Origin of the sequence: Actinoalloteichus sp. GBA129-24 (assembly GCF_001941645.1) — a bacterium.
GTDB lineage: Bacteria > Actinomycetota > Actinomycetes > Mycobacteriales > Pseudonocardiaceae > Actinoalloteichus_A > Actinoalloteichus_A fjordicus.
In genome coordinates this window covers 6,483,272-6,501,646 of record NZ_CP016077.1, presented here as the reverse complement: position 1 = coordinate 6,501,646, position 18,375 = coordinate 6,483,272, and the positions used below count along the sequence as shown (strand labels likewise).

The 18,375-nt window shown below is 70.2% G+C and carries 10 protein-coding genes and 3 pseudogenes; all 13 read left to right on the top strand.

The window, feature by feature from the left end; all coding sequences use genetic code 11:
- Positions 1 to 62 precede the first annotated feature (62 nt).
- The 13 genes and pseudogenes from UA75_RS27860 to UA75_RS27800 all read left to right on the top strand — a co-directional run bounded on the left by UA75_RS27860 (position 63) and on the right by UA75_RS27800 (position 17,979).
- Positions 63 to 1,271, top strand: a complete 1,209-nt coding sequence (locus UA75_RS27860) for a Gfo/Idh/MocA family protein (RefSeq protein ID WP_075742764.1) — start codon at positions 63 to 65, stop codon at positions 1,269 to 1,271.
- Positions 1,268 to 2,458 (top strand): xylose isomerase, encoded by a 1,191-nt coding sequence (gene xylA / locus UA75_RS27855; RefSeq protein ID WP_075742763.1) that lies wholly within the window; start codon positions 1,268 to 1,270, stop codon positions 2,456 to 2,458. Before UA75_RS27860 ends, xylA begins: the two co-directional genes overlap by 4 nt.
- Positions 2,459 to 2,740: 282 nt before the next feature.
- Positions 2,741 to 7,699: a ThuA domain-containing protein gene (locus tag UA75_RS27850; RefSeq protein ID WP_232251129.1), complete on the top strand. Its 4,959-nt coding sequence runs from the start codon at positions 2,741 to 2,743 to the stop codon at positions 7,697 to 7,699.
- 164 nt (positions 7,700 to 7,863) lie between these two features.
- On the top strand, positions 7,864 to 9,111 hold the full coding sequence (locus UA75_RS27845) for an inositol-3-phosphate synthase (protein WP_404799955.1): 1,248 nt from the start codon (positions 7,864 to 7,866) through the stop codon (positions 9,109 to 9,111).
- Positions 9,108 to 9,980: an SCO3242 family prenyltransferase gene (locus UA75_RS27840; protein WP_075742762.1), complete on the top strand. Its 873-nt coding sequence runs from the start codon at positions 9,108 to 9,110 to the stop codon at positions 9,978 to 9,980. The genes UA75_RS27845 and UA75_RS27840 overlap by 4 nt, the downstream gene beginning before the upstream one ends.
- A 196-nt stretch (positions 9,981 to 10,176) precedes the next feature.
- A pseudogene (locus UA75_RS27835) lies at positions 10,177 to 10,956 on the top strand (sugar phosphate isomerase/epimerase family protein); the annotation flags it as partial.
- Between the two features lie 350 nt (positions 10,957 to 11,306).
- Positions 11,307 to 11,846 (top strand): annotated as a pseudogene (locus tag UA75_RS34175) (EboA domain-containing protein); the annotation flags it as partial.
- Positions 11,847 to 11,938: 92 nt separating this feature from the next.
- Positions 11,939 to 12,805: pseudogene (locus UA75_RS27825) on the top strand (TatD family hydrolase); the annotation flags it as partial.
- 113 nt (positions 12,806 to 12,918) lie between these two features.
- Positions 12,919 to 14,088 (top strand): metabolite traffic protein EboE, encoded by a 1,170-nt coding sequence (gene eboE / locus UA75_RS27820; RefSeq protein ID WP_075742760.1) that lies wholly within the window; start codon positions 12,919 to 12,921, stop codon positions 14,086 to 14,088.
- Entirely contained in the window at positions 14,085 to 15,482 is a 1,398-nt protein-coding gene (locus UA75_RS27815) for an alkaline phosphatase family protein (protein ID WP_075742759.1), read from the top strand. The genes eboE and UA75_RS27815 overlap by 4 nt, the downstream gene beginning before the upstream one ends.
- Positions 15,483 to 15,618: 136 nt before the next feature.
- A complete protein-coding gene (locus tag UA75_RS27810; RefSeq protein ID WP_075742758.1) occupies positions 15,619 to 15,954 on the top strand; it encodes a hypothetical protein in 336 nt (111 codons plus the stop codon).
- Positions 15,955 to 16,033: 79 nt separating this feature from the next.
- Positions 16,034 to 17,038 (top strand): sugar phosphate isomerase/epimerase family protein, encoded by a 1,005-nt coding sequence (locus UA75_RS27805; protein WP_075742757.1) that lies wholly within the window; start codon positions 16,034 to 16,036, stop codon positions 17,036 to 17,038.
- Between the two features lie 50 nt (positions 17,039 to 17,088).
- Positions 17,089 to 17,979 carry a sugar phosphate isomerase/epimerase family protein gene (locus UA75_RS27800; protein ID WP_075742756.1) on the top strand — a complete coding sequence of 297 codons (891 nt, stop codon included), beginning with the start codon at positions 17,089 to 17,091 and terminating at the stop codon, positions 17,977 to 17,979.
- Positions 17,980 to 18,375: the final 396 nt, after the last annotated feature.

Here is an 18,375-nt window from a genome sequence, read left to right as displayed (position 1 = left end):
TCGGGCCTGCCTGCCCGCCGTCCTCGCCGTGCCATTACGCATCGAGAAGGTGAGGAACGCGCATGGCAGGCAGCGACGGCATCGGCGTGGGAATGGTGGGCTACTCCTTCATGGGGGCGGTCCACTCCCAGGCCTGGCGGAGCGTGCACCGTTTCTTCGACGTCCCGCTCGCCCCGAGACTTGCGGTGCTCGGCGGCAGGGACGTGACCAAGACGCAGGCGGCGGCCACCCGGATGGGCTGGGAGTCCGTCGAGACCGACTGGCGGGCGCTGATCGCCCGCGACGACGTCGGGATCGTCGACATCTGCACTCCGGGTGACACCCACGCCGAGATCGCCATCGCGGCGCTCGCCGCGGGCAAACACGTCATCTGCGAGAAGCCGCTGGCCAACACGGTCGCCGAGGCCGACGAGATGGTGCGTGCGGCAGCCGAGGCCGCCACCAGGGGCGTGCGCTCCATGGTGGCGTTCAACTACCGCCGGGTGCCCGCGCTGGCGCTGGCCAGGAAGATGATCGCCGACGGGCGGCTGGGCACGATCCGGCACGTCCGCGCCGTATACCTCCAGGACTGGCTGTCGGACGAGAACGCCCCGCTGGCCTGGCGACTGCGCAAGGAGAAGGCGGGCTCCGGGGCGCTCGGCGACATCGGCGCCCACATCATCGACGCAACTCAGTTCATCACCGGACAGACGATCACCGGGGTCTCGGCGCTGACCGAGACCTTCGTGAAGCAGCGGCCGCTGCCCGTCGAGGCGGCGGGCGGCCTCACCGCGGGCGCCGTGGACTCGTCCAAGCCGGTGGAGTACGGCGAGGTCACCGTCGACGACGCCGCGCTGTTCCTCGCGCGGTTCTCCGGCGGGGCGATCGCCACCTTCGAGGCGACCCGCTTCGCCACCGGTCGCAAGAACGCGATGCGGGTGGAGATCAACGGCTCGGCGGGCAGCCTGTCCTTCGACTTCGAGTCGATGAACGAGTTGTGGTTCCACGACGAGACGGTGGACGCCGCCGAGGGCGGCTTCCGACGCATCGTGGTCACCGAGCCGACCCATCCCTACCTCGCGGCGTGGTGGCCGCCCGGTCACGGGCTCGGCTACGAGCACACCTTCACTCACGAGGTGGCCGACTTCCTGACCGACATCGGCAACGGGGTGGACCCGACGCCGAGTTTCGCCGACGGTGCTCAGGTACAGCGTGTCCTGCACGCTGTCGAGCGCAGTGCCGCCGAGTCCTCCTCCTGGACCACGATCGCCGACTCGAAGGGTGACGTATGACGACGTCAGCAGCAGTGACCGACGGGATCGATCCGTACCAGCCGCGTCCGGAGCACAAGTTCAGCTTCGGACTGTGGACCATCGGCTGGCAGGGCGTCGACCCGTTCGGCGTGGCAGTCCGTCCGCCGCTGGACCCGGTGCGCGCCGTCGAGAAGCTGGCCGAGCTGGGCGCATGGGGCATCACCTTCCACGACGACGACCTGATTCCCTTCGGGTCCAGCGAGAGCGAACGCGAGAAGATCATCGCCGCGTTCAAGGGCGCGCTGGCCTCGACGGGGCTGGTCGTCCCGATGGCGACGACGAACCTGTTCGGCCAGCCGGTGTTCAAGGACGGTGCGCTCACCGCCAACGACCGGGACATCCGTCGGTACGCACTGCGCAAGATGCTGCGCAACATCGACCTCGCCGCCGAACTGGGTGCGAGCACCTATGTCGTCTGGGGTGGCCGCGAGGGCGCCGAGTCGGCTGCCGCCAAGGACATCCGGGTGGCGCTCGACCGCTACAAGGAGTCCCTCGACCTGGTGTGTGCCTACATCAGGGAGCGCGGCTACTCGATGCGGCTGGCGCTGGAGCCCAAGCCGAACGAGCCGCGCGGCGACCTGCTGCTGCCCACCATCGGCCACGCCATCGCGTTCATCAGCACTCTCGAACACCCCGAGATGGTGGGGGTGAATCCCGAGGTCGGCCACGAGCAGATGGCGGGAATGTCGATGGTGCACGGCGTCGCCCAGGCGCTGTGGCAGGACAAGCTGTTCCACATCGACCTCAATGGACAGAACGGGCCGAGGTACGACCAGGACCTGCGCTTCGGCAACGGCGACGTGAAAAGCGCGTTCTTCCTGGTGGACCTGCTGGAACACGGCGGTTACGAGGGCCCGAGGCATTTCGACTTCAAGCCGCCGCGCACCGAGGACGACGAGGGCGTCTGGGTCTCGGCGGCGGGTTGTATGCGCAATTACCTGATCCTCGCCGAGCGGGCCAGGGCGTTTCGCGCGGACCCCGAGGTGGCCGAGGCGATGAGCGCCTCGCGACTCGGTTCGCTCGCCGTCCCGACTCTCGCTCCTGGTGAGACCCTGTCCGACCTTCGTGATGAGGAGTTCGACCCGGTCGAGGCCGGTCAGCGCGGACTCCATTACGAGCGACTCGACCAATTGGCCTTGGAACACCTGTTCGGCGCCCGAGGATAAGGCGCACGGGGGGGTTCTGCGAAGAAGGGAAAAGCCTGCCTCGGTGGCGGCCGAGGCAGGCTGTTTCACCGGTCTGATTCGAAGGAGGCACCAGCCGCTAGCGACAGCCCCAACTCGCCGACCACGACCTCGGTCGCAGATCGGCGAGATCCGGTGACAACAAGGAGAAAAATACCAGTGCAACGGAGCAGACTGGAAAGCAACTCCGATAAGTATGTGTTAAGCCAGAGACCGCGCGCGCACACCGGGCGACGCGGCAGGCTGGCGCGGCGGGCAGGAATCGTGACGCTCTCCCTGCTGACCGCACTGGGAGTGAGCGGCACGGCGTCCGCCCTCCCGACCGCAGGACTGGGCGCACGGCCGGACGTCTCCGACCGACAGAACCGGCTCGACCCGATCTCGCAGGCACCGGAGGCCGCCCACGAGGGACACGATCCAGGCGACGATCACGATCACCCGCCGGACCACGGCGGTGACCAGGAGTTCGACGCGCTCGTCTTCTCCAAGACCGCCGGGTTCCGGCACGACTCGATCCCGGCGGGCATCGCGGCGATCGAGGAGCTCGGCGAGGAGCACGGCTTCACCGTCACCGCGACGGAGGACGCCGAGGACTTCACCGACGACAACCTCGCCCAGTACGAGGTCGTCGTCTGGCTGTCGACCACCGGGGACGTGCTTAACGACGAGCAGCAGGGCGCCTTCGAGCGCTACATCCAGGGCGGCGGCGGTTACGCGGGCGTCCACGCGGCCTCGGACACCGAGTACGACTGGCCCTGGTACGGCGACCTGGTGGGTGCCTACTTCGACTCTCACCCGCACATCCAAGAGGCCACGGTTCACGTCGAGGACCACGACCACCCGTCCAGCGCACATCTGCCGGAGGAGTGGGTGCGCACCGACGAGTGGTACAACTACCAGGAGAATCCTCGGGAGGACGTCCACGTCCTCGCCGCGCTGGACGAGTCCTCGTACGACGCAGGCTCGGGCGCGATGGGCGATCACCCGATCGCCTGGTGCCACGAGATCGACGGCGGCCGGTCCTGGTACACCGGCGGCGGCCACACCATCGAGTCCTTCTCGGAGCCGGAGTTCCGCCAGCACCTCGCGGGCGGCATCCAGAGCGCGGCAGGCGCGGTGGACGCGAACTGCGGCGGTGACCACGGCGGCCACGACCCCGACCCCGAGGCCCCGGCCGACGAGGACTTCGACCAGATCACCCTGGCCCAGGGCGACGGCGTCACCGGTGAGCCCATCGGACTCGCGGTGCTCCCCGACCGGCGCGTGCTGCACACCTCGCGGTACGGCGAGATCTTCCTGACGACGCCGGAGGCCACCACCACGCTGGCAGGCCAGATCCCCGTCTACAACAACGACGAGGACGGCCTCCAAGGCGTCGCGATCGACCCGAACTTCGAAGAGAACCAGTGGGTGTACCTGTACTACGCACCGGTTCTGGACACCCCGACCGGCGATGCGCCTCTGACGGGCACGGCCGAGGACTTCGCACCGTTCGAGGGTCACAACCAACTCTCCCGGTTCAAGCTCCTCGACGACGGCACGCTGGACATCGACAGTGAGCAGGAGATCCTCCAGGTCCCCGCGGACCGGGGCATCTGCTGCCACGCGGGCGGTGAGATCGACTTTGACAGCCAGGGCAACCTGCTGCTGTCCACCGGCGACGACACCAACCCGTTCGAGTCCTCCGGCTACACGCCGATCGACGAGCGGGCCGACCGCAACCCGGCCTTCGACGCGCAGCGCAGCTCCGCCAACACCAACGACCTGCGGGGCAAGGTCCTGCGGATCACGGTGGAGGAGGACGGCTCGTACACCATCCCGGAGGGCAACCTCTTCCCGGAAGGCACCGAGCTGACCCGTCCCGAGGTCTACGCGATGGGCCTGCGCAACCCGTTCCGGTTCGCCGTCGACCCGGTCACCGACTGGATCTACCTCGGCGAGTACGGACCGGACGCCGGTTCGGCGAACCCGAACCGAGGCCCGGCAGGCACGGTCGAGTTCAACCTGATCACCGAGCCGAGCAACCTCGGCTGGCCTTACTGTGTCGGCGACAACGAGCCGTTCATCGACTACGACTTCGCCTCCAGCACCTCGGGCGAGGCCTTCGACTGCGCGGCACCGCAGAACACCAGCCCGAACAACACCGGGCTGACCGAGCTGCCGCCCGCCGACCCGGCGTGGATTCCCTACGACGGCAACTCGGTTCCGGAGTTCGGCAACGGCGGCGAGTCCCCGATGGGCGGCCCGGTCTACCGGTTCGACCCTGAGCTGGACGTCGACACGAAGTTCCCGGAGTACTACGACGGCAAGAACTTCGCCTACGAGTGGGACCGGGGCTGGATCAAGACCATCGACGTCGGCGAGAACGGCGAACCGGGCACGATCGCCCCGTTCTTCGACTCGATGGAACTGACCAGGCCGATGAACATCGAGTTCGGCCCGGACGGATCGCTGTACGTGCTGGACTACGGCAGCGGCTACTTCGGCGGGGCCCCGGACTCGGCGGTCTACCGGATCGACTACACCCAGGGCGGCCGGACGCCGAGCGTCGCGCTGTCGGCCGACGTCACCAACGGTCCGGCTCCGCTCACCGTGGAGTTCGACCCGACCGGCACCGTCGACCCGGACGACCAGGAGCTCACCTACGAGTGGGACTTCGACGGCGACGGCACGACTGACTCCACCGAGGCCGGTCCGGTCAGCCACACCTACACCGAGGCAGGCCAGTTCCAGGCTCGACTGGCGGTGACCGACACCGACGGCCTGACCGGCGCGGCGACGGTGACCATCACGGCGGGCAACACGGCACCGACCGTGGAGCTGGAGTTCCCCGTCGACGGCGGCGTCTTCGCCTTCGGCGACCAGGTTCCCTTCCAGGTGACGGTGACCGACCCCGAGGACAGCGAGATCGACTGCTCGCGCGTCGTCGTCGAGTACGTCCTCGGCCATGACAACCACGGCCACCCGCTCAGCCGGGAGACCGGTTGTGAGGGCACCATCACCACCGTCGCCGACGACGGACATGGTGCGGACGCCAACATCTTCGGCGTCATCGACGCCAGCTACGTGGATGACGGCGCCGAGGGCGTGCCCGCGCTGGAGGGCTCCGACCAGAACATCCTGCACACGAAGTCGAAGGAGGCGGAGTTCTTCCACAACAGCGAGGGCGTCGACGTCATCGACTCCCACGCGGGCGCCTCGGGCGGCGGCCAGGTCGGCAACATCGAGAACGGTGACTGGATCTCCTTCGACCCGGTGAACCTGCACGGTGTCGACGGCATCGGTTACCGCGTCGCCTCCGGCGGTTCGGGCGGGTCCATCGAGGTCCGCTCCGGCGCACCGGACGGCGAGCTGCTCCAGACGGTCGAGGTCGCCAACACCGGCGACTGGAACACCCACGTCGACATCGACCCGACGCCGGTCACCGACCCTGGCGGCTCGCACGAGCTGTTCTTCGTGTTCGTCGGGGGCGAAGGCGCCCTGTTCGACCTGGACGTCATCCGCTTCGACGGTCCGGGTGTGACCGAGCCGGGCGGCAACGATCCCGGCGAGCCGGGCTGTGAGCCGGGCACCCCTGAGGAGGGCTACCGCAGTCTCTTCGACGGCACGCAGGCGTCGCTGGACGGCTGGAACCAGGCCGGACCGGGTGAGTTCGTCCTGCAGGACGACTGCACCATCCTCTCGACCGGCGGCATGGGCCTGCTCTGGCACGGCGAGGAGCTGGGCTCCTACAGTTTCAAGGCCGACTGGATGATGACGGGCGACGACAACTCGGGCGTCTTCGTCGGATTCCCGGACCCCGGTGACGACCCGTGGGTGGCCGTCGACGAGGGCTACGAGATTCAGATCGACGCGACGGACGCCGACGACCGCACGACCGGTGCGATCTACACGTTCCAGGGCGCCGACCTCGAGGCCCGCGACGCCGCGCTCAACCCGCCCGGCGAGTGGAACTCCTACGAGATCGTGGTCGAGGGCCAGACCATCAAGGTCTACCTCAACGACGTGCTGATCAACGACTTCGTCAGCACCGACGAGAACCGCGACCTCACCAACGGATACGTCGGCATCCAGAACCACGGCGACGGCGACGACGTCTACTTCCGCGACATCCAGGTCGCCGACATCGCGGACGAGGCCGCCCCCGTCACCACCCTGAGCACCGACCCGGCCGAGGCCGACGGTGCCGAGGGCTGGTTCACCTCCACGCCCCTGTCGGTGAGCCTGTCGGCCGCCGACGAGGGCAGCGGAGTGGCGAGCACCGAATACCGGATCGACGAGGGCGAGTGGACCGAGTACTCGGAGCCGTTCGCGGTTGCCGGGGACGGCATCCACACGGTGGAGTACCGCTCCACCGACGTCGCGGGCAACGTGGAGGAGACGCAGTCCACGGAGCTGCGGATCGACGCGACCGAGCCGCTGACCGAAGCGGTCCTGGCCGATGCGCCGAACGAGAACGGCTGGCACGACGGTGACGTCGCCGTCGAGCTGTCCGCGTCCGACGAGGCCTCCGGCGTCGCCCGGCTCGAATGGAGCCTGAACGACGGGGAGTGGACCGAGTACGAGTCCGCCGTGCAGATCAGCGGCGATGGTGAGCACACGCTGCTCTACCGCGCCGTCGACACGGCGGGCAACGTCGAGGCGGAGAAGGCGGCCACCGTGCTGCTGGACGCGACCGCTCCGACGCTGCTGCTGGCCGGGGTCGCCGAGGGCAGGGTCTACGGCGATGCCACGGACCTGTTCGTGTCCTGGGAGGTCGACGACTCGACCTCCGGAGTGGACTCGGTCATCGGCACCCTCAACGGTGAGGAGATCCGCTCCGGCAGGCTCGTCCCGCTCTACCAGCTTCCCTTCGGCACTCACGACATCTCGGTGAGCGCCGTCGACCGGGCGGGCAACACGGCCGAGCAGTCGGTCACCTTCGCCACCACCACCTCGCTGCGCGACATCGGTCAGCTCGTCGACCGGTTCCGCGCCACCAACAGGCTGTCCCTGTACGCGCATCGGGATCTGACCGAGCAGCTCGCCGCTGCCCGGTTGGCCGAGGCGACCGGGGACGACCTGGGGGCGATCGAGGGCCTGGCGTCCTTCGCCGCACTGGCCGGGGACACCACGCTGGTCACCGACGCCGACGTCCGCACGGTGCTGGTCCGCGACGCCGAGGCCGTGATCGCCTCGATCGAGGGCGTCGCGGTGCTGACGAAGTCGGTCAACGCCGAGTGAGGAACTGCCTGTTCACCGCGGGTCACGGCCTGCGGTGAGCAGGCGCACCGTTCGCTGTCGGGCGGGGCGCGTCCCGAGTTCTCCTCGGGGCGTGCTCCCGCCCGGCAGTCCGACGTGCGACCCGACGGCGGGGCACGTGAGGGGGAAGAAAGGTGGCACACGACATGAACAGTCCCCATGGTGTGGGGCCGACCGGTCTCTGGCTGATCGGAGCCCGAGGGTCGGTGGCCACCACCGTGATCAGCGGTCTGCTGGCCCTACGCGCAGGCCTGGTCGAGCCGATCGGGTGCGTCACCGAGCGCGCTCCCTTCGACGTCGCTCCGCTGCCTGCCTGGGATGAACTGGTGATCGGCGGCCACGACATCGTCGACACCGCCCTGGACAAGCGCGCCGAGCAGCTCAGCGCGGCAGGTCTCGTGCCTGCCTCGGTGCTGCGCGGCATCGCCGAGGGACTGCGGGTCGTCGACTCCGACATCCGCTGCGGCTATCACCCCACCCTGCACACGGGCTCGCAGGCCGAGGCGGCCGAGACGCTCATCGGCGACCTCGTCTCCTTCCGGGAACGGCACGGTCTACGCCGGGTGGTCGTCGTCAACCTCGCCTCCACCGAGCCGCCGGTTCCGCTGGTCGCGGAACACCAGGACCTCGCCGCGCTCGAACAGGCACTGGCCGACCCGACGCGGACGGTGCTGCCGCCCAGTTCGCTGGCCGCGTACGCGGCACTGCGCGCGGGCTGCCCCTATGTCGACTTCACCCCCTCCACGGGGATCACCCTGCCCGCGCTGCGTGAGCTGGCCGACCTCAAGGGCCTGCCCTACGCGGGACGCGACGGCAAGACCGGCGAGACGCTGCTGCGCACCGTCCTCGCCCCGATGTTCACCGCCAGGGCGCTGAAGGTCCGCTCCTGGGCGGGCACCAATCTGCTGGGCGGCGGCGACGGCGCGACCCTCGGCGATCCAGAGTTCGCCGCCAGCAAGCTCGAGTCCAAGGCACGCGGGCTCGCCGCACTCCTGGGCTCCGACGTCACGGCGCCGCTGCACATCGACAACGTCCCCGACATGGGCGACGTCAAGACGGCCTGGGATCACGTCTCCTTCGAGGGCTTCCTCGGCGCCAGGATGACCTTGCAGTTCACCTGGACCGGCTACGACTCCTCCCTGGCCGCACCGCTGGTCCTCGACCTGGCCCGCCTGACCTCGGCCGCCCATGCGGCGGGCCGGTCGGGGCCGCTGGGCGCGCTGGCCTTCTTCTTCAAGGACCCGCTGGGTAGCGACGAGCACCGGTTCGCCGAGCAGACCAGGGAACTGGCGCACTGGGTCGACGAGCTGCGGGTGAGCCTGACAGGCGACGCCGACGGCCTGCCCGGTTCCGCGACAGGCTCAGCGAATCCCGAGGCCGGGGCGCAGGCATGAGCGTCGCCGACCGGACCAAGACGCTCGTCGAACTGGTGCGGGCGCCCGCCGGGCTGTCCGTGCTCGGCGACACCATCGCGGGCGCGGCGGCCTCCGGGACGCCGCTGCGCGGTCGTCGGCTGCTGCTGCCGCTGGCGTCGGTCGCCCTGTACTGGTCGGGGATGGCCCTCAACGACTGGGCGGATCGCGAACTGGACGCCGTGGAGCGACCGGAGCGGCCCATCCCCTCCGGACGGATCTCCCCGTCGGGCGCCCTGGCCGTCGCCGCGGGCCTGGCCGGTACCGGAATCGGTCTGTCGGCACTGGCGGGCGGGCGGGACAGCGCGCGGGTGGCGGTCGCGCTCTCCTCGGCGATCTGGGCGTACGACACCGTGCTGAAGCCGACCTCGGCGGCGCCGCTGGGCATGGCGTTGTGTCGAGGACTCGACGTCCTGTTGGGCGCGGCCCCCGGCAACCTGCGAGGCGCGCTCCCGGCGGCGGGGGCGATGGCCTGTCACGCTGCGGGGATCACCGCGTTGTCGGCGGGTGAGGTGCACGGCGGTTCGACAAGCACCGCCAGGGCCGCACTGGCCGCGACCGGCGTCGCCGCCTCGGCCACGGTGCTGGGCCCGGCGAAGTCTCCGCTGCATCGAGTGCTCGGCGCTGCCGCAGGCGTCGGCTATGGACGCCTCGTCGGCCGGGCACAGCTCGCCGCCGCGCGGACTCCCTCCGCCGAACGGGTCCGGGCCGCCACCGTCGCGGGCATCCACGGGATGGTGCCGTTGCAGGCGGGCATCGCGGCGCGGCGCGGTGCGGCGAAGGCCGCCGCGTTGATCGTCGGCGTGCTCCCCGCCGCGCGGGCGCTGGCCCGCAAGGTGAGCCCCACGTGACGGCGGCCGTGCGGAACGGGCGACGGCGGACGGGGACCGTCGCCGCCGTACCGACCGGTTGGCACGGAATTCGGGGAGGGACGCGGGGATGACCGATGTGACGACCCACGCCGCCGCGACGTCCCGGCCCGACTCGGGACCGACCGGGCCGGGCTTCGACCTCGGCTACGGCACCAACGGCTTCGCCAACCATCGGCTGCTCGACGCACTGGCCGTGATCGCCGACCTCGGTTACACCGGAGTCGCCCTCACCCTCGACCACGCCCATCTCGACCCCTTCGCCGCCGATCTGCGGGACGAGACCGACCGGGTGGCGACTCGGCTGGCCGAGCTCGGACTGCGCGTCGTGGTGGAGACCGGCGCCCGATATCTGCTGGATCCGACACGCAAGCACCATCCGACGCTCGTCTGCGACGACCAGGCCCCCCGGATCGACTTCCTCACCAGGGCACTGCGGGTGGCCGCCGACCTCGGCGCGGACTGCGTCTCCTGCTGGTCGGGCGTCGACGAGGACGGCAGCGGTGCCGAGCTGACCTGGCGACGTCTGAGGCAGGGACTCGAACCGGTGCTGGCGGAGGCCGACCGTGTCGGAGTGCCGCTGGGCCTGGAGCCGGAGCCCGGTCATGTCATCGAGCGCCTCGATCAGGCGTTGACGCTGCGCGCCGACCTCGGCGAGCCGGACTCGCTGCGGCTGACGCTCGACGTCGGGCACTGTGTCGCCGTGGAACCGGTCGATGCCGCCGAGTGCATCCGGCTGGCGGGCGGGCTGCTGGTGAACGTTCAGCTCGACGACATGATGCCGGGCGTCCACGAGCACCTGGAGTTCGGCACGGGCGAACTCGACCTGGCCGCGACGCTGGCCGCCCTGCACGAGATCGACTATCGAGGCCTGGCCGCCGTCGAGCTGCCCAGGCACAGTCATGCCGCGCCCACCGTCGCCCGGCGTTCGCTGGCCGCGCTGCGGGCCGCGCTGCCCGCCGGTCGGCGGGGCCAGGCGACGGCCGAGACGGGCGCGCAGGCCGCATCGGCCGCGCACGACGTCCCCGCCGCGCGGTCCGGGACCATGACACAGGCTCGCGCTGCCGGGACCACGGCCCGGACTTCCGCTGTCGTGACGGCCCCGGCGGCTCCCCTGTCCTCGACCGGGCCGAGCGCCATCGCCTCGGCCCGGTCGAGCATCACCGCATCGGCGGACTCGACGCCCCAACAGACGGCGCACCCTCGGAGTTCGGGAGGCAGCAGGTGAGCGAGCATCAGACCCACTCGTTGACACCGTGGGAGGCCGAGGCCGCCCAGCGGATCACCACCGATCCCGCCGCCATCCGCACCTTGTTCCCCGCGGTGGGGCGCAAGGTCGGCCGGGCGGTGCTGCGGCCGGACTCCGACCCGCAGGGTCTCGTGCACGGGACCGAGGACGATCTGACCCGCATCGGCCTGCTCGGCGTCCTCGCCTCGGTCTGCTCGCCGACGCGGCTGGCCACCGAGATCGCGGACCTCTACCGCTACGGCGACGACGCCGAACGCCGAGGCGTCCTGCGCGGCCTGGACGTCCTCACCTCCGTCCAGGAGCCCGGCGAGGAGCGGGACCGGCTCGTCGACGCTGCGCTGATCCTGGTCCGCGATGCACTCCGGGCCAACGACGTCCGGCTGGTCGCCGCCGCGATGGGCCCGTTCGCAGGCCGACATCTCGATGCGCACACCTGGCGGCACGGCGTGCTGAAGTGCCTGTTCACCGGGGTTCCTCTGGCGGCGGTCGCCGCGCTGGCCGAGCGAACCGACGCCGAACTGCTGCGCATGATCGAGGACTACGCGGCCGAGCGTCGCGCGGCGGGCCGCGAGGTGCCCGCCGACGCACTGGACCTGATCGGCGGACCCGGACCCGGGCCCGCCGACCGGCCGAGCGGTCCCCACACCGACCAGCCGAGCGAGCCGACGCAGGACCAGGGGAGGCAGCACTGATGCGCATCTTCGACCCGCACATCCACATGACCTCGCGCACCACCGACGACTACGAGGCGATGTACGCCGCAGGCGTCCGTGCCCTGGTGGAACCGGCGTTCTGGCTCGGCCAGCCCAGGACCAGCGTCGCCTCCTTCACCGACTACTTCGACGCGCTGATCGGCTGGGAGCGATTCCGCGCCGCGCAGTTCGGCATCCGCCATCACTGCACGATCGCGCTCAATCCGAAGGAGGCCAACGATCCGCGCTGCGTCGACGTGCTCGACGTCCTGCCTCGGTATCTGGCCAAGGACGGCGTGGTCGCGGTCGGCGAGGTCGGCTACGACTCGATGACTCCCGAGGAGGACCGGGTCTTCGCCCGGCAGCTCGAACTCGCCGGCGAACACGAGCTGCCCGTGATGGTGCACACCCCGCACCGGGACAAGCTCAAGGGGACCCGGCGGACGCTGGACGTGGTGGCCGAGTCCGGGCTGCCCGCGGAGCACGTCCTGGTCGATCACCTCAACGAGGTCACCATCGAAGCCGTCCTCGACGCGGGCTGCTGGATGGGCTTCTCGATCTATCCGGACACCAAGATGGACGAGCACCGGATGGTCGCGCTGCTCAAGGAGTACGGCACCGAGCGAGTCCTGGTGAACTCGGCCGCCGACTGGGGCCGATCCGATCCGCTGAAGACGTACAAGACCGGCCAGGCGATGCTCGCCGCAGGCTTCTCCGAAGACCAGGTGGACACCGTCCTGTGGCACAACCCGGTGCAGTTCTACGGGCAGAGCGGCAGGTTAGAGCTGTCCGAACTGCCCGGCTTCGGTGCGTCGGCGGACACGGCGTCGGGGACCTTCGAGGGCAACTCCGTGCTGCGCGGCGCCTGTCCTGACCCGGCCACGTTCGGCGGGACGGCGGGGTCTGCTGTCCGCCCGAGTCCGGCAGGGTCTGCTGTCCGCCCGAGTCCGGCGGAAGGCGCCGATTCAGGCGGTGCGAGATGACGCTCTCCTACTGCACCAACGTGCACCCGGCGGAGGACCTGTCGGGCATCCTCGCCCAGCTCGACGACTACGCCGAGCCGGTGCGCCGCAGGCTGGGCGCCGATCGGCTCGGCGTCGGACTGTGGCTGGCCGCCGACGTGGCCGCCGGTCTGGCCGAGGACGCCGACGCGCGCGCCAGGCTCGCCTCGGAACTGCGGGCCAGGGGCCTGGAGGTGCACACCCTCAACGCCTTCCCCTACGGCGGTTTCCACCAGCAGGTGGTGAAGCACGCGGTCTATCAGCCGAGGTGGACGGAGCGTTCCCGACTCAAGTACACGCTGGACTGTGCGACCGTCCTCGCCGATCTGCTGCCCGCCGACGCCGACCACGGCAGCATCTCCACGCTGCCGCTGGGCTGGCGCCTGCCGTGGAGCATCGCCGACGAGATGCTCGCGCTGGGCGCCATCGACGAGCTGACCCTGGGCCTGCGCGAGCTGCATCGTCGGATCGGCCGCCCGATCCGACTGGCCGTCGAACCGGAGCCTGGCTGCGTGCTGGACACGGTCGCCGACGCCGTGGGCTGGCTGTCCGGTCGCGTCGACCCGGCCTACATCGGGCTCTGCCTGGACACCTGTCATCTCGCGGTGTCCTTCGCCGACCCGACCGAGACCATCGCCTCGATCAAGGCGGCCGGACTCGAGGTGGTGAAGGTGCAGGCCTCGGCCGCCCTCCAGGTCGACCGTCCCCAGAGCCCCGCGACCAAGGCGGCGCTGGCCCACTTCGACGAGCCGCGTTACCTGCATCAGGTGCGAGAACTCGGTTCGGACCAGCAGATCCGCGCCGTCGACGACCTGCCGCAGGCGGCGAGCGAACTGCCCGGTCTCGGGCCGTGGCGGGTGCACTTCCACGTCCCGCTGCACGCCCAGCCCGTCGCGCCGCTGCGCTCGACGACCTGGGTGCTGCGGGAGGCGGTGACGGCACTGCGACACGCTCAGGAGTTCCGGCCGCACGTGGAGGTGGAGACCTACACCTGGAGCGTGCTGCCCAGAGCAGGCACCAGTCAGGCGGCGGCCGAGACGACGGAGACGACGCCACGCTCCGACGCGGAACTCGTCGACGGCATCGCCGCCGAGCTCACCTGGGCGGCCGAGAACCTGATCAGCGACGTGGAGGAGGTACGAGGATGAAGCCACTGGTGCTGCTCGACGTGGTCGGGATGACCCCCCGGCTGCTGGCGCACATGCCCAACCTGGCCGCGCTCGGCAAGACGGGCTGGCAGGCCGAACTCGGCACCGTGCTGCCCGCAGTCACCTGCAGCGTCCAGTCGACGTTCCTCACGGGCCGGATGCCCGCGCAGCACGGCATCGTCGGCAACGGCTGGTACTTCCGGGACCTCGGCGAGGTCTACCTGTGGCGGCAGCACAATCGGCTGGTCCAGGGCGAGAAGGTGTGGGAGACCGCCCGCGCGGCCCACCCCGGCTATCGGGCCGCCAACATCTGCTGGTGGTACGCGATGGGCGCCTCCACGGACATGCTGGTCACGCCCCGGCCGATCTACCACGCCGACGGCCGCAAGTCGCCCGACTGCTACACGCGCCCCGTGACGCTCCACGACGAGCTCACCACCGAGCTCGGCGAGTTCCCGCTCTTCCAGTATTGGGGCCCGACGGCGTCGATCGCCTCCAGTCGATGGATCGCCCAGGCGGCGACCCGCGTCCTGGAACGACACCGGCCCGAGCTGTTGATGGTCTACGTGCCGCACCTCGACTACGACCTTCAGCGGTTCGGACCCGACTCGCCGCAGGCAATCGCCGCCGCCCGCGCCGTGGACGCCGAGCTGGCGCCGCTGCTGCTGGAGGCGCGCAGGCAGCAGGCCTCCGTCGTGGCGTTGAGCGAGTACGGCATCACCTCGGCGGACCAGCCGGTGGACGTCAACCGCGCGCTGCGTCGCGAGGGACTGCTGGAGGTCTACCGCCAGGCGGGCATGGAGTACCTCGACCCCTGGGCCTCCAGGGCCTTCGCCGTGGCCGACCACCAGGTCGCCCACGTCTACGTCGCCGACCCGGCCGACCTGCCCAGGGTGCGGGACATCGTCGCGGGACTGCCCGGCGTCGACGAGGTCCTCGACCGGGAACAGCAGGCCCGCTACGGCATCGACCACGAGCGCGCCGGGGAACTCGTCGCGGTGGCCGAGCCGCGTGCCTGGTTCACCTACTACTACTGGCTGGACGATGCCTCCGCGCCCGACTTCGCCAAGGGCGTCGAGATCCACCGCAAGCCCGGCTACGACCCGGCGGAGCTGTTCTTCGACCCGGCGGACCCGATGGTCAAGGCCAAGGCGGCGACGAACCTGGTACGCAAGAAGGTCGGCCTGCGGTACGCGATGAACGTGGTTCCGCTCGACCCGTCGCCGGTACGCGGATCGCATGGGCGACTTCCGGACTCCCCACAGGACGGTCCGGTGCTGCTCTGCTCGGACCAGCAGGTCCCGCAGCAGGTGGAACGAGACGGGCGGCTGGCCGCGACGGACGTCCGCGATCTGCTGCTGCGGCTGCAGGGGCTGGACGGGCAGGTGTCCTGACCGCTCGTCGACAGCTCGCAGATCAAACCCGAAGTCGGATGACCATGAGCCGTGGGGCCGGGCAGACTCGACACCGTCGGATCTCTCATTCGGTGTGTCGAGATGCCCTGCTTGGACTCGAAGACAGGAGGACGCGATGCGCACAGCGCCTCGATCCCTGCTGGCCGCCGCCCTGTGGCTGCTGCTCATGTTAATCCCGGTCGGTGTCGCGACGGCCGCCGTCGGATCGGCGACGCCCGCAGGACCTGCGGCATCTCCCGTCGCAGGCACGCCGGTGCTGCACGCCTCGGGCGCTGAAGACACGACGGCGCCCGCAACGGAGACCTCGGCGCCCGGCGACGGGACCGGGAGCGACGGCTCGCTGTTCAGCGGTGAGGCGGGCGGACAGGTGATCGCCCTGCTCGTCGCCGCGGCACTGTTCGCCCTCGTCTTCTACGGCCGACGGATCAGGAAGAAGGCGCGCGGCGGCTGAGCGCCCGGCGGGAGGCCCGCCGCCCCACCACACCCGACACAACCGACACCTGGTGACGACACACCGAAGGGAATCCGCGATGACCCGACCCATCACGCTGTTCACCGGACAGTGGGCCGACCTCCCGTTCGAGGAGGTCTGTCGACTCGCGTCCGAATGGGGATACGACGGCCTGGAGATCGCCTGCTCCGGCGACCACTTCGAGGTGGATCGTGCCCTCGCGGAGGACGACTACGTCCAGGGCAGACTCGACATCCTGGCCCGGCACGGCCTGAAGGTCTGGACGATTTCGAACCACCTCGTCGGCCAGGCCGTGTGCGACGACCCGATCGACCACCGCCATCAGAACATCCTGCCCGCCAGGATCTGGGGCGACGGCGAGCCGGAAGGCGTCCGGCAGCGGGCCGCCGCCGAGATGGCCGACACGGCGCGGGCGGCGGCGAAGCTCGGCGTGGACACGGTCGTCGGCTTCACCGGATCGAAGATCTGGAAGTACGTCGCGATGTTTCCGCCGGTGTCGCAGGAGGTCATCGACGACGGCTACCAGGACTTCGCCGACCGGTGGAACCCGATCCTCGACGTCTTCGACGAGGTCGGCGTCCGCTTCGCCCACGAGGTCCATCCCTCGGAGATCGCCTACGACTACTGGACTACCGAGCGCACGCTGGAGGCGATCGGCAGGCGACCGGCCTTCGGCCTGAACTGGGACCCCTCGCACTTCGTGTGGCAGGACCTGGACCCCGTGGGCTTCATCCTCGACTTCGCGGACCGCATCTACCACGTGGACTGCAAGGACACGAAGAAGCGGTTCGACGGTCGCAACGGCAGGCTCGGCTCTCACCTGGCCTGGGCGCATGCCCGCCGGGGCTGGGACTTCGTCTCCACCGGTCACGGCGACGTGAACTGGGAGGAGTCCTTCCGCGCCCTCAACCACATCGGCTACCAGGGACCGATCTCGGTGGAGTGGGAGGACGCGGGCATGGACCGGCTTCGCGGCGCCGCCGAGGCGGTCGGCTTCATCAAGGGGCTGCTCTTCGACAAGCCGAACGCCGCCTTCGACGCCGCGTTCAGCTCCAAGAGCTGAACACACCACAGACCCGGGGGTCGGGGGATCGTGATGAGGGAAGGTCAACGATGACACACGACGGTTCGTTCACCAGACGGTCGATGCTCCGAGGCGCGGCGGGTGCCGCGCTCGGCCTCGGCGCCGCGGTCGCACTGGGCGGCACCGCTGCGGCGAGCACGACGGCCGACGCCGCGTCCGCGAGCACGGCGGCGCTGGGGCGGCTCCGAGTGCCCAAGGACGCCATCAGCATCCAGCTCTACACGCTGCGGTCGCTGTTAGAGGAGGACACCGAGGGCACCCTGCGGGAACTGGCGGCCATCGGCTACCGCAAGGTGGAGCTGGCAGGCACCTACGGCCGCACGGCGACCGAGTTCCGGGCGCTGCTCGACCGCTTCGGCCTGCGGGCGACCTCCAGCCACTCGGGGATCGACGGTGACTTCGGCAAGACGCTGGAGGACGCGCGCATTCTCGGCCAGCAGTACCTGGCCGTGCCGTACGCGGACTTCGAGACCGCGCAGGAGTGGCGGGACTTCGCCAGGCAGCTCGACGACGCCGGGGAGCAGGCCAGGCGGGCGGGCCTCCAGTTCGGTTACCACAATCACGCCCACGAGTTCGAGCCGGTGCAGGGCAGGCAGCGGCCGATCGACATCATCACCCGGCAGGCCCGGTCCTGGAACGTCTACCTCGAGCTGGACCTGTTCTGGGTGATCGACGCCGAGGTCGACCCCAGCGCGTTCGTGTGGAAGAACTTCGGTCGCGTGAAGCAGTTCCACGTCAAGGACCGTGCCGAGGACGGCACGTGGGCCGACCTCGGAACCGGGACGGTGGACTTCGGGAAGATCTTCCGCAAGACCTGGCTCACCGGGGTCCGGGAGTACGTGGTCGAGCACGACAACCCGACCGATCCGTTGGAGACGGCGCGGGTGGGCTATCAGTACCTGACCGACCTGCGCTTCTGAGTCGAACTCCACCGACTAGAAGGTCCGGCCGCAGCGTGGGCGGCGGCAGACGGACGGGGCGTCCCCGGTGCTCGTGGTGAGCACGGGGGACGCCCCGTCCCGGTTCTGTCCTTCGTCGAGGTAGATTCGCCCCGCCGGTCGCGAAGATCCGGTTCTCCACCGGCCGTGGTCGCCTGCCGAGCCCGGCGCCTGTCCTCCATGCCTGCCGGCAGCGGCCGGTCGTGGTCGCCGAAGCACCACCCGCACCACGCCGTCCCCTGCGCTGGGAGCCGCCTCGGGGCGACCCGTGCTCGGTCGGTCGTGACGTCGCGAGACTTCGTCCCAGCAGTATCATCAGCCCCACCTGCCGCAGGAATCCCACCGTCGGTCGGTATGGGTACCTCCGTTCGGGCGATA

Excerpts from the sequence above, each read along its gene's own strand:
- UA75_RS27810 (WP_075742758.1), top strand. The coding sequence starts at position 15,619 with ATGCGCACAGCGCCTCGATCCCTGCTGGCCGCCGCCCTGTGGCTGCTG.
- UA75_RS27840 (WP_075742762.1), top strand. The coding sequence starts at position 9,108 with ATGAGCGTCGCCGACCGGACCAAGACGCTCGTCGAACTGGTGCGGGCG.
- UA75_RS27800 (WP_075742756.1), top strand. The coding sequence starts at position 17,089 with ATGACACACGACGGTTCGTTCACCAGACGGTCGATGCTCCGAGGCGCG.
- eboE (WP_075742760.1), top strand. The coding sequence starts at position 12,919 with ATGACGCTCTCCTACTGCACCAACGTGCACCCGGCGGAGGACCTGTCG.
- UA75_RS27860 (WP_075742764.1), top strand. The coding sequence starts at position 63 with ATGGCAGGCAGCGACGGCATCGGCGTGGGAATGGTGGGCTACTCCTTC.
- UA75_RS27815 (WP_075742759.1), top strand. The coding sequence starts at position 14,085 with ATGAAGCCACTGGTGCTGCTCGACGTGGTCGGGATGACCCCCCGGCTG.
- xylA (WP_075742763.1), top strand. The coding sequence starts at position 1,268 with ATGACGACGTCAGCAGCAGTGACCGACGGGATCGATCCGTACCAGCCG.
- UA75_RS27805 (WP_075742757.1), top strand. The coding sequence starts at position 16,034 with ATGACCCGACCCATCACGCTGTTCACCGGACAGTGGGCCGACCTCCCG.
- UA75_RS27845 (WP_404799955.1), top strand. The coding sequence starts at position 7,864 with ATGAACAGTCCCCATGGTGTGGGGCCGACCGGTCTCTGGCTGATCGGA.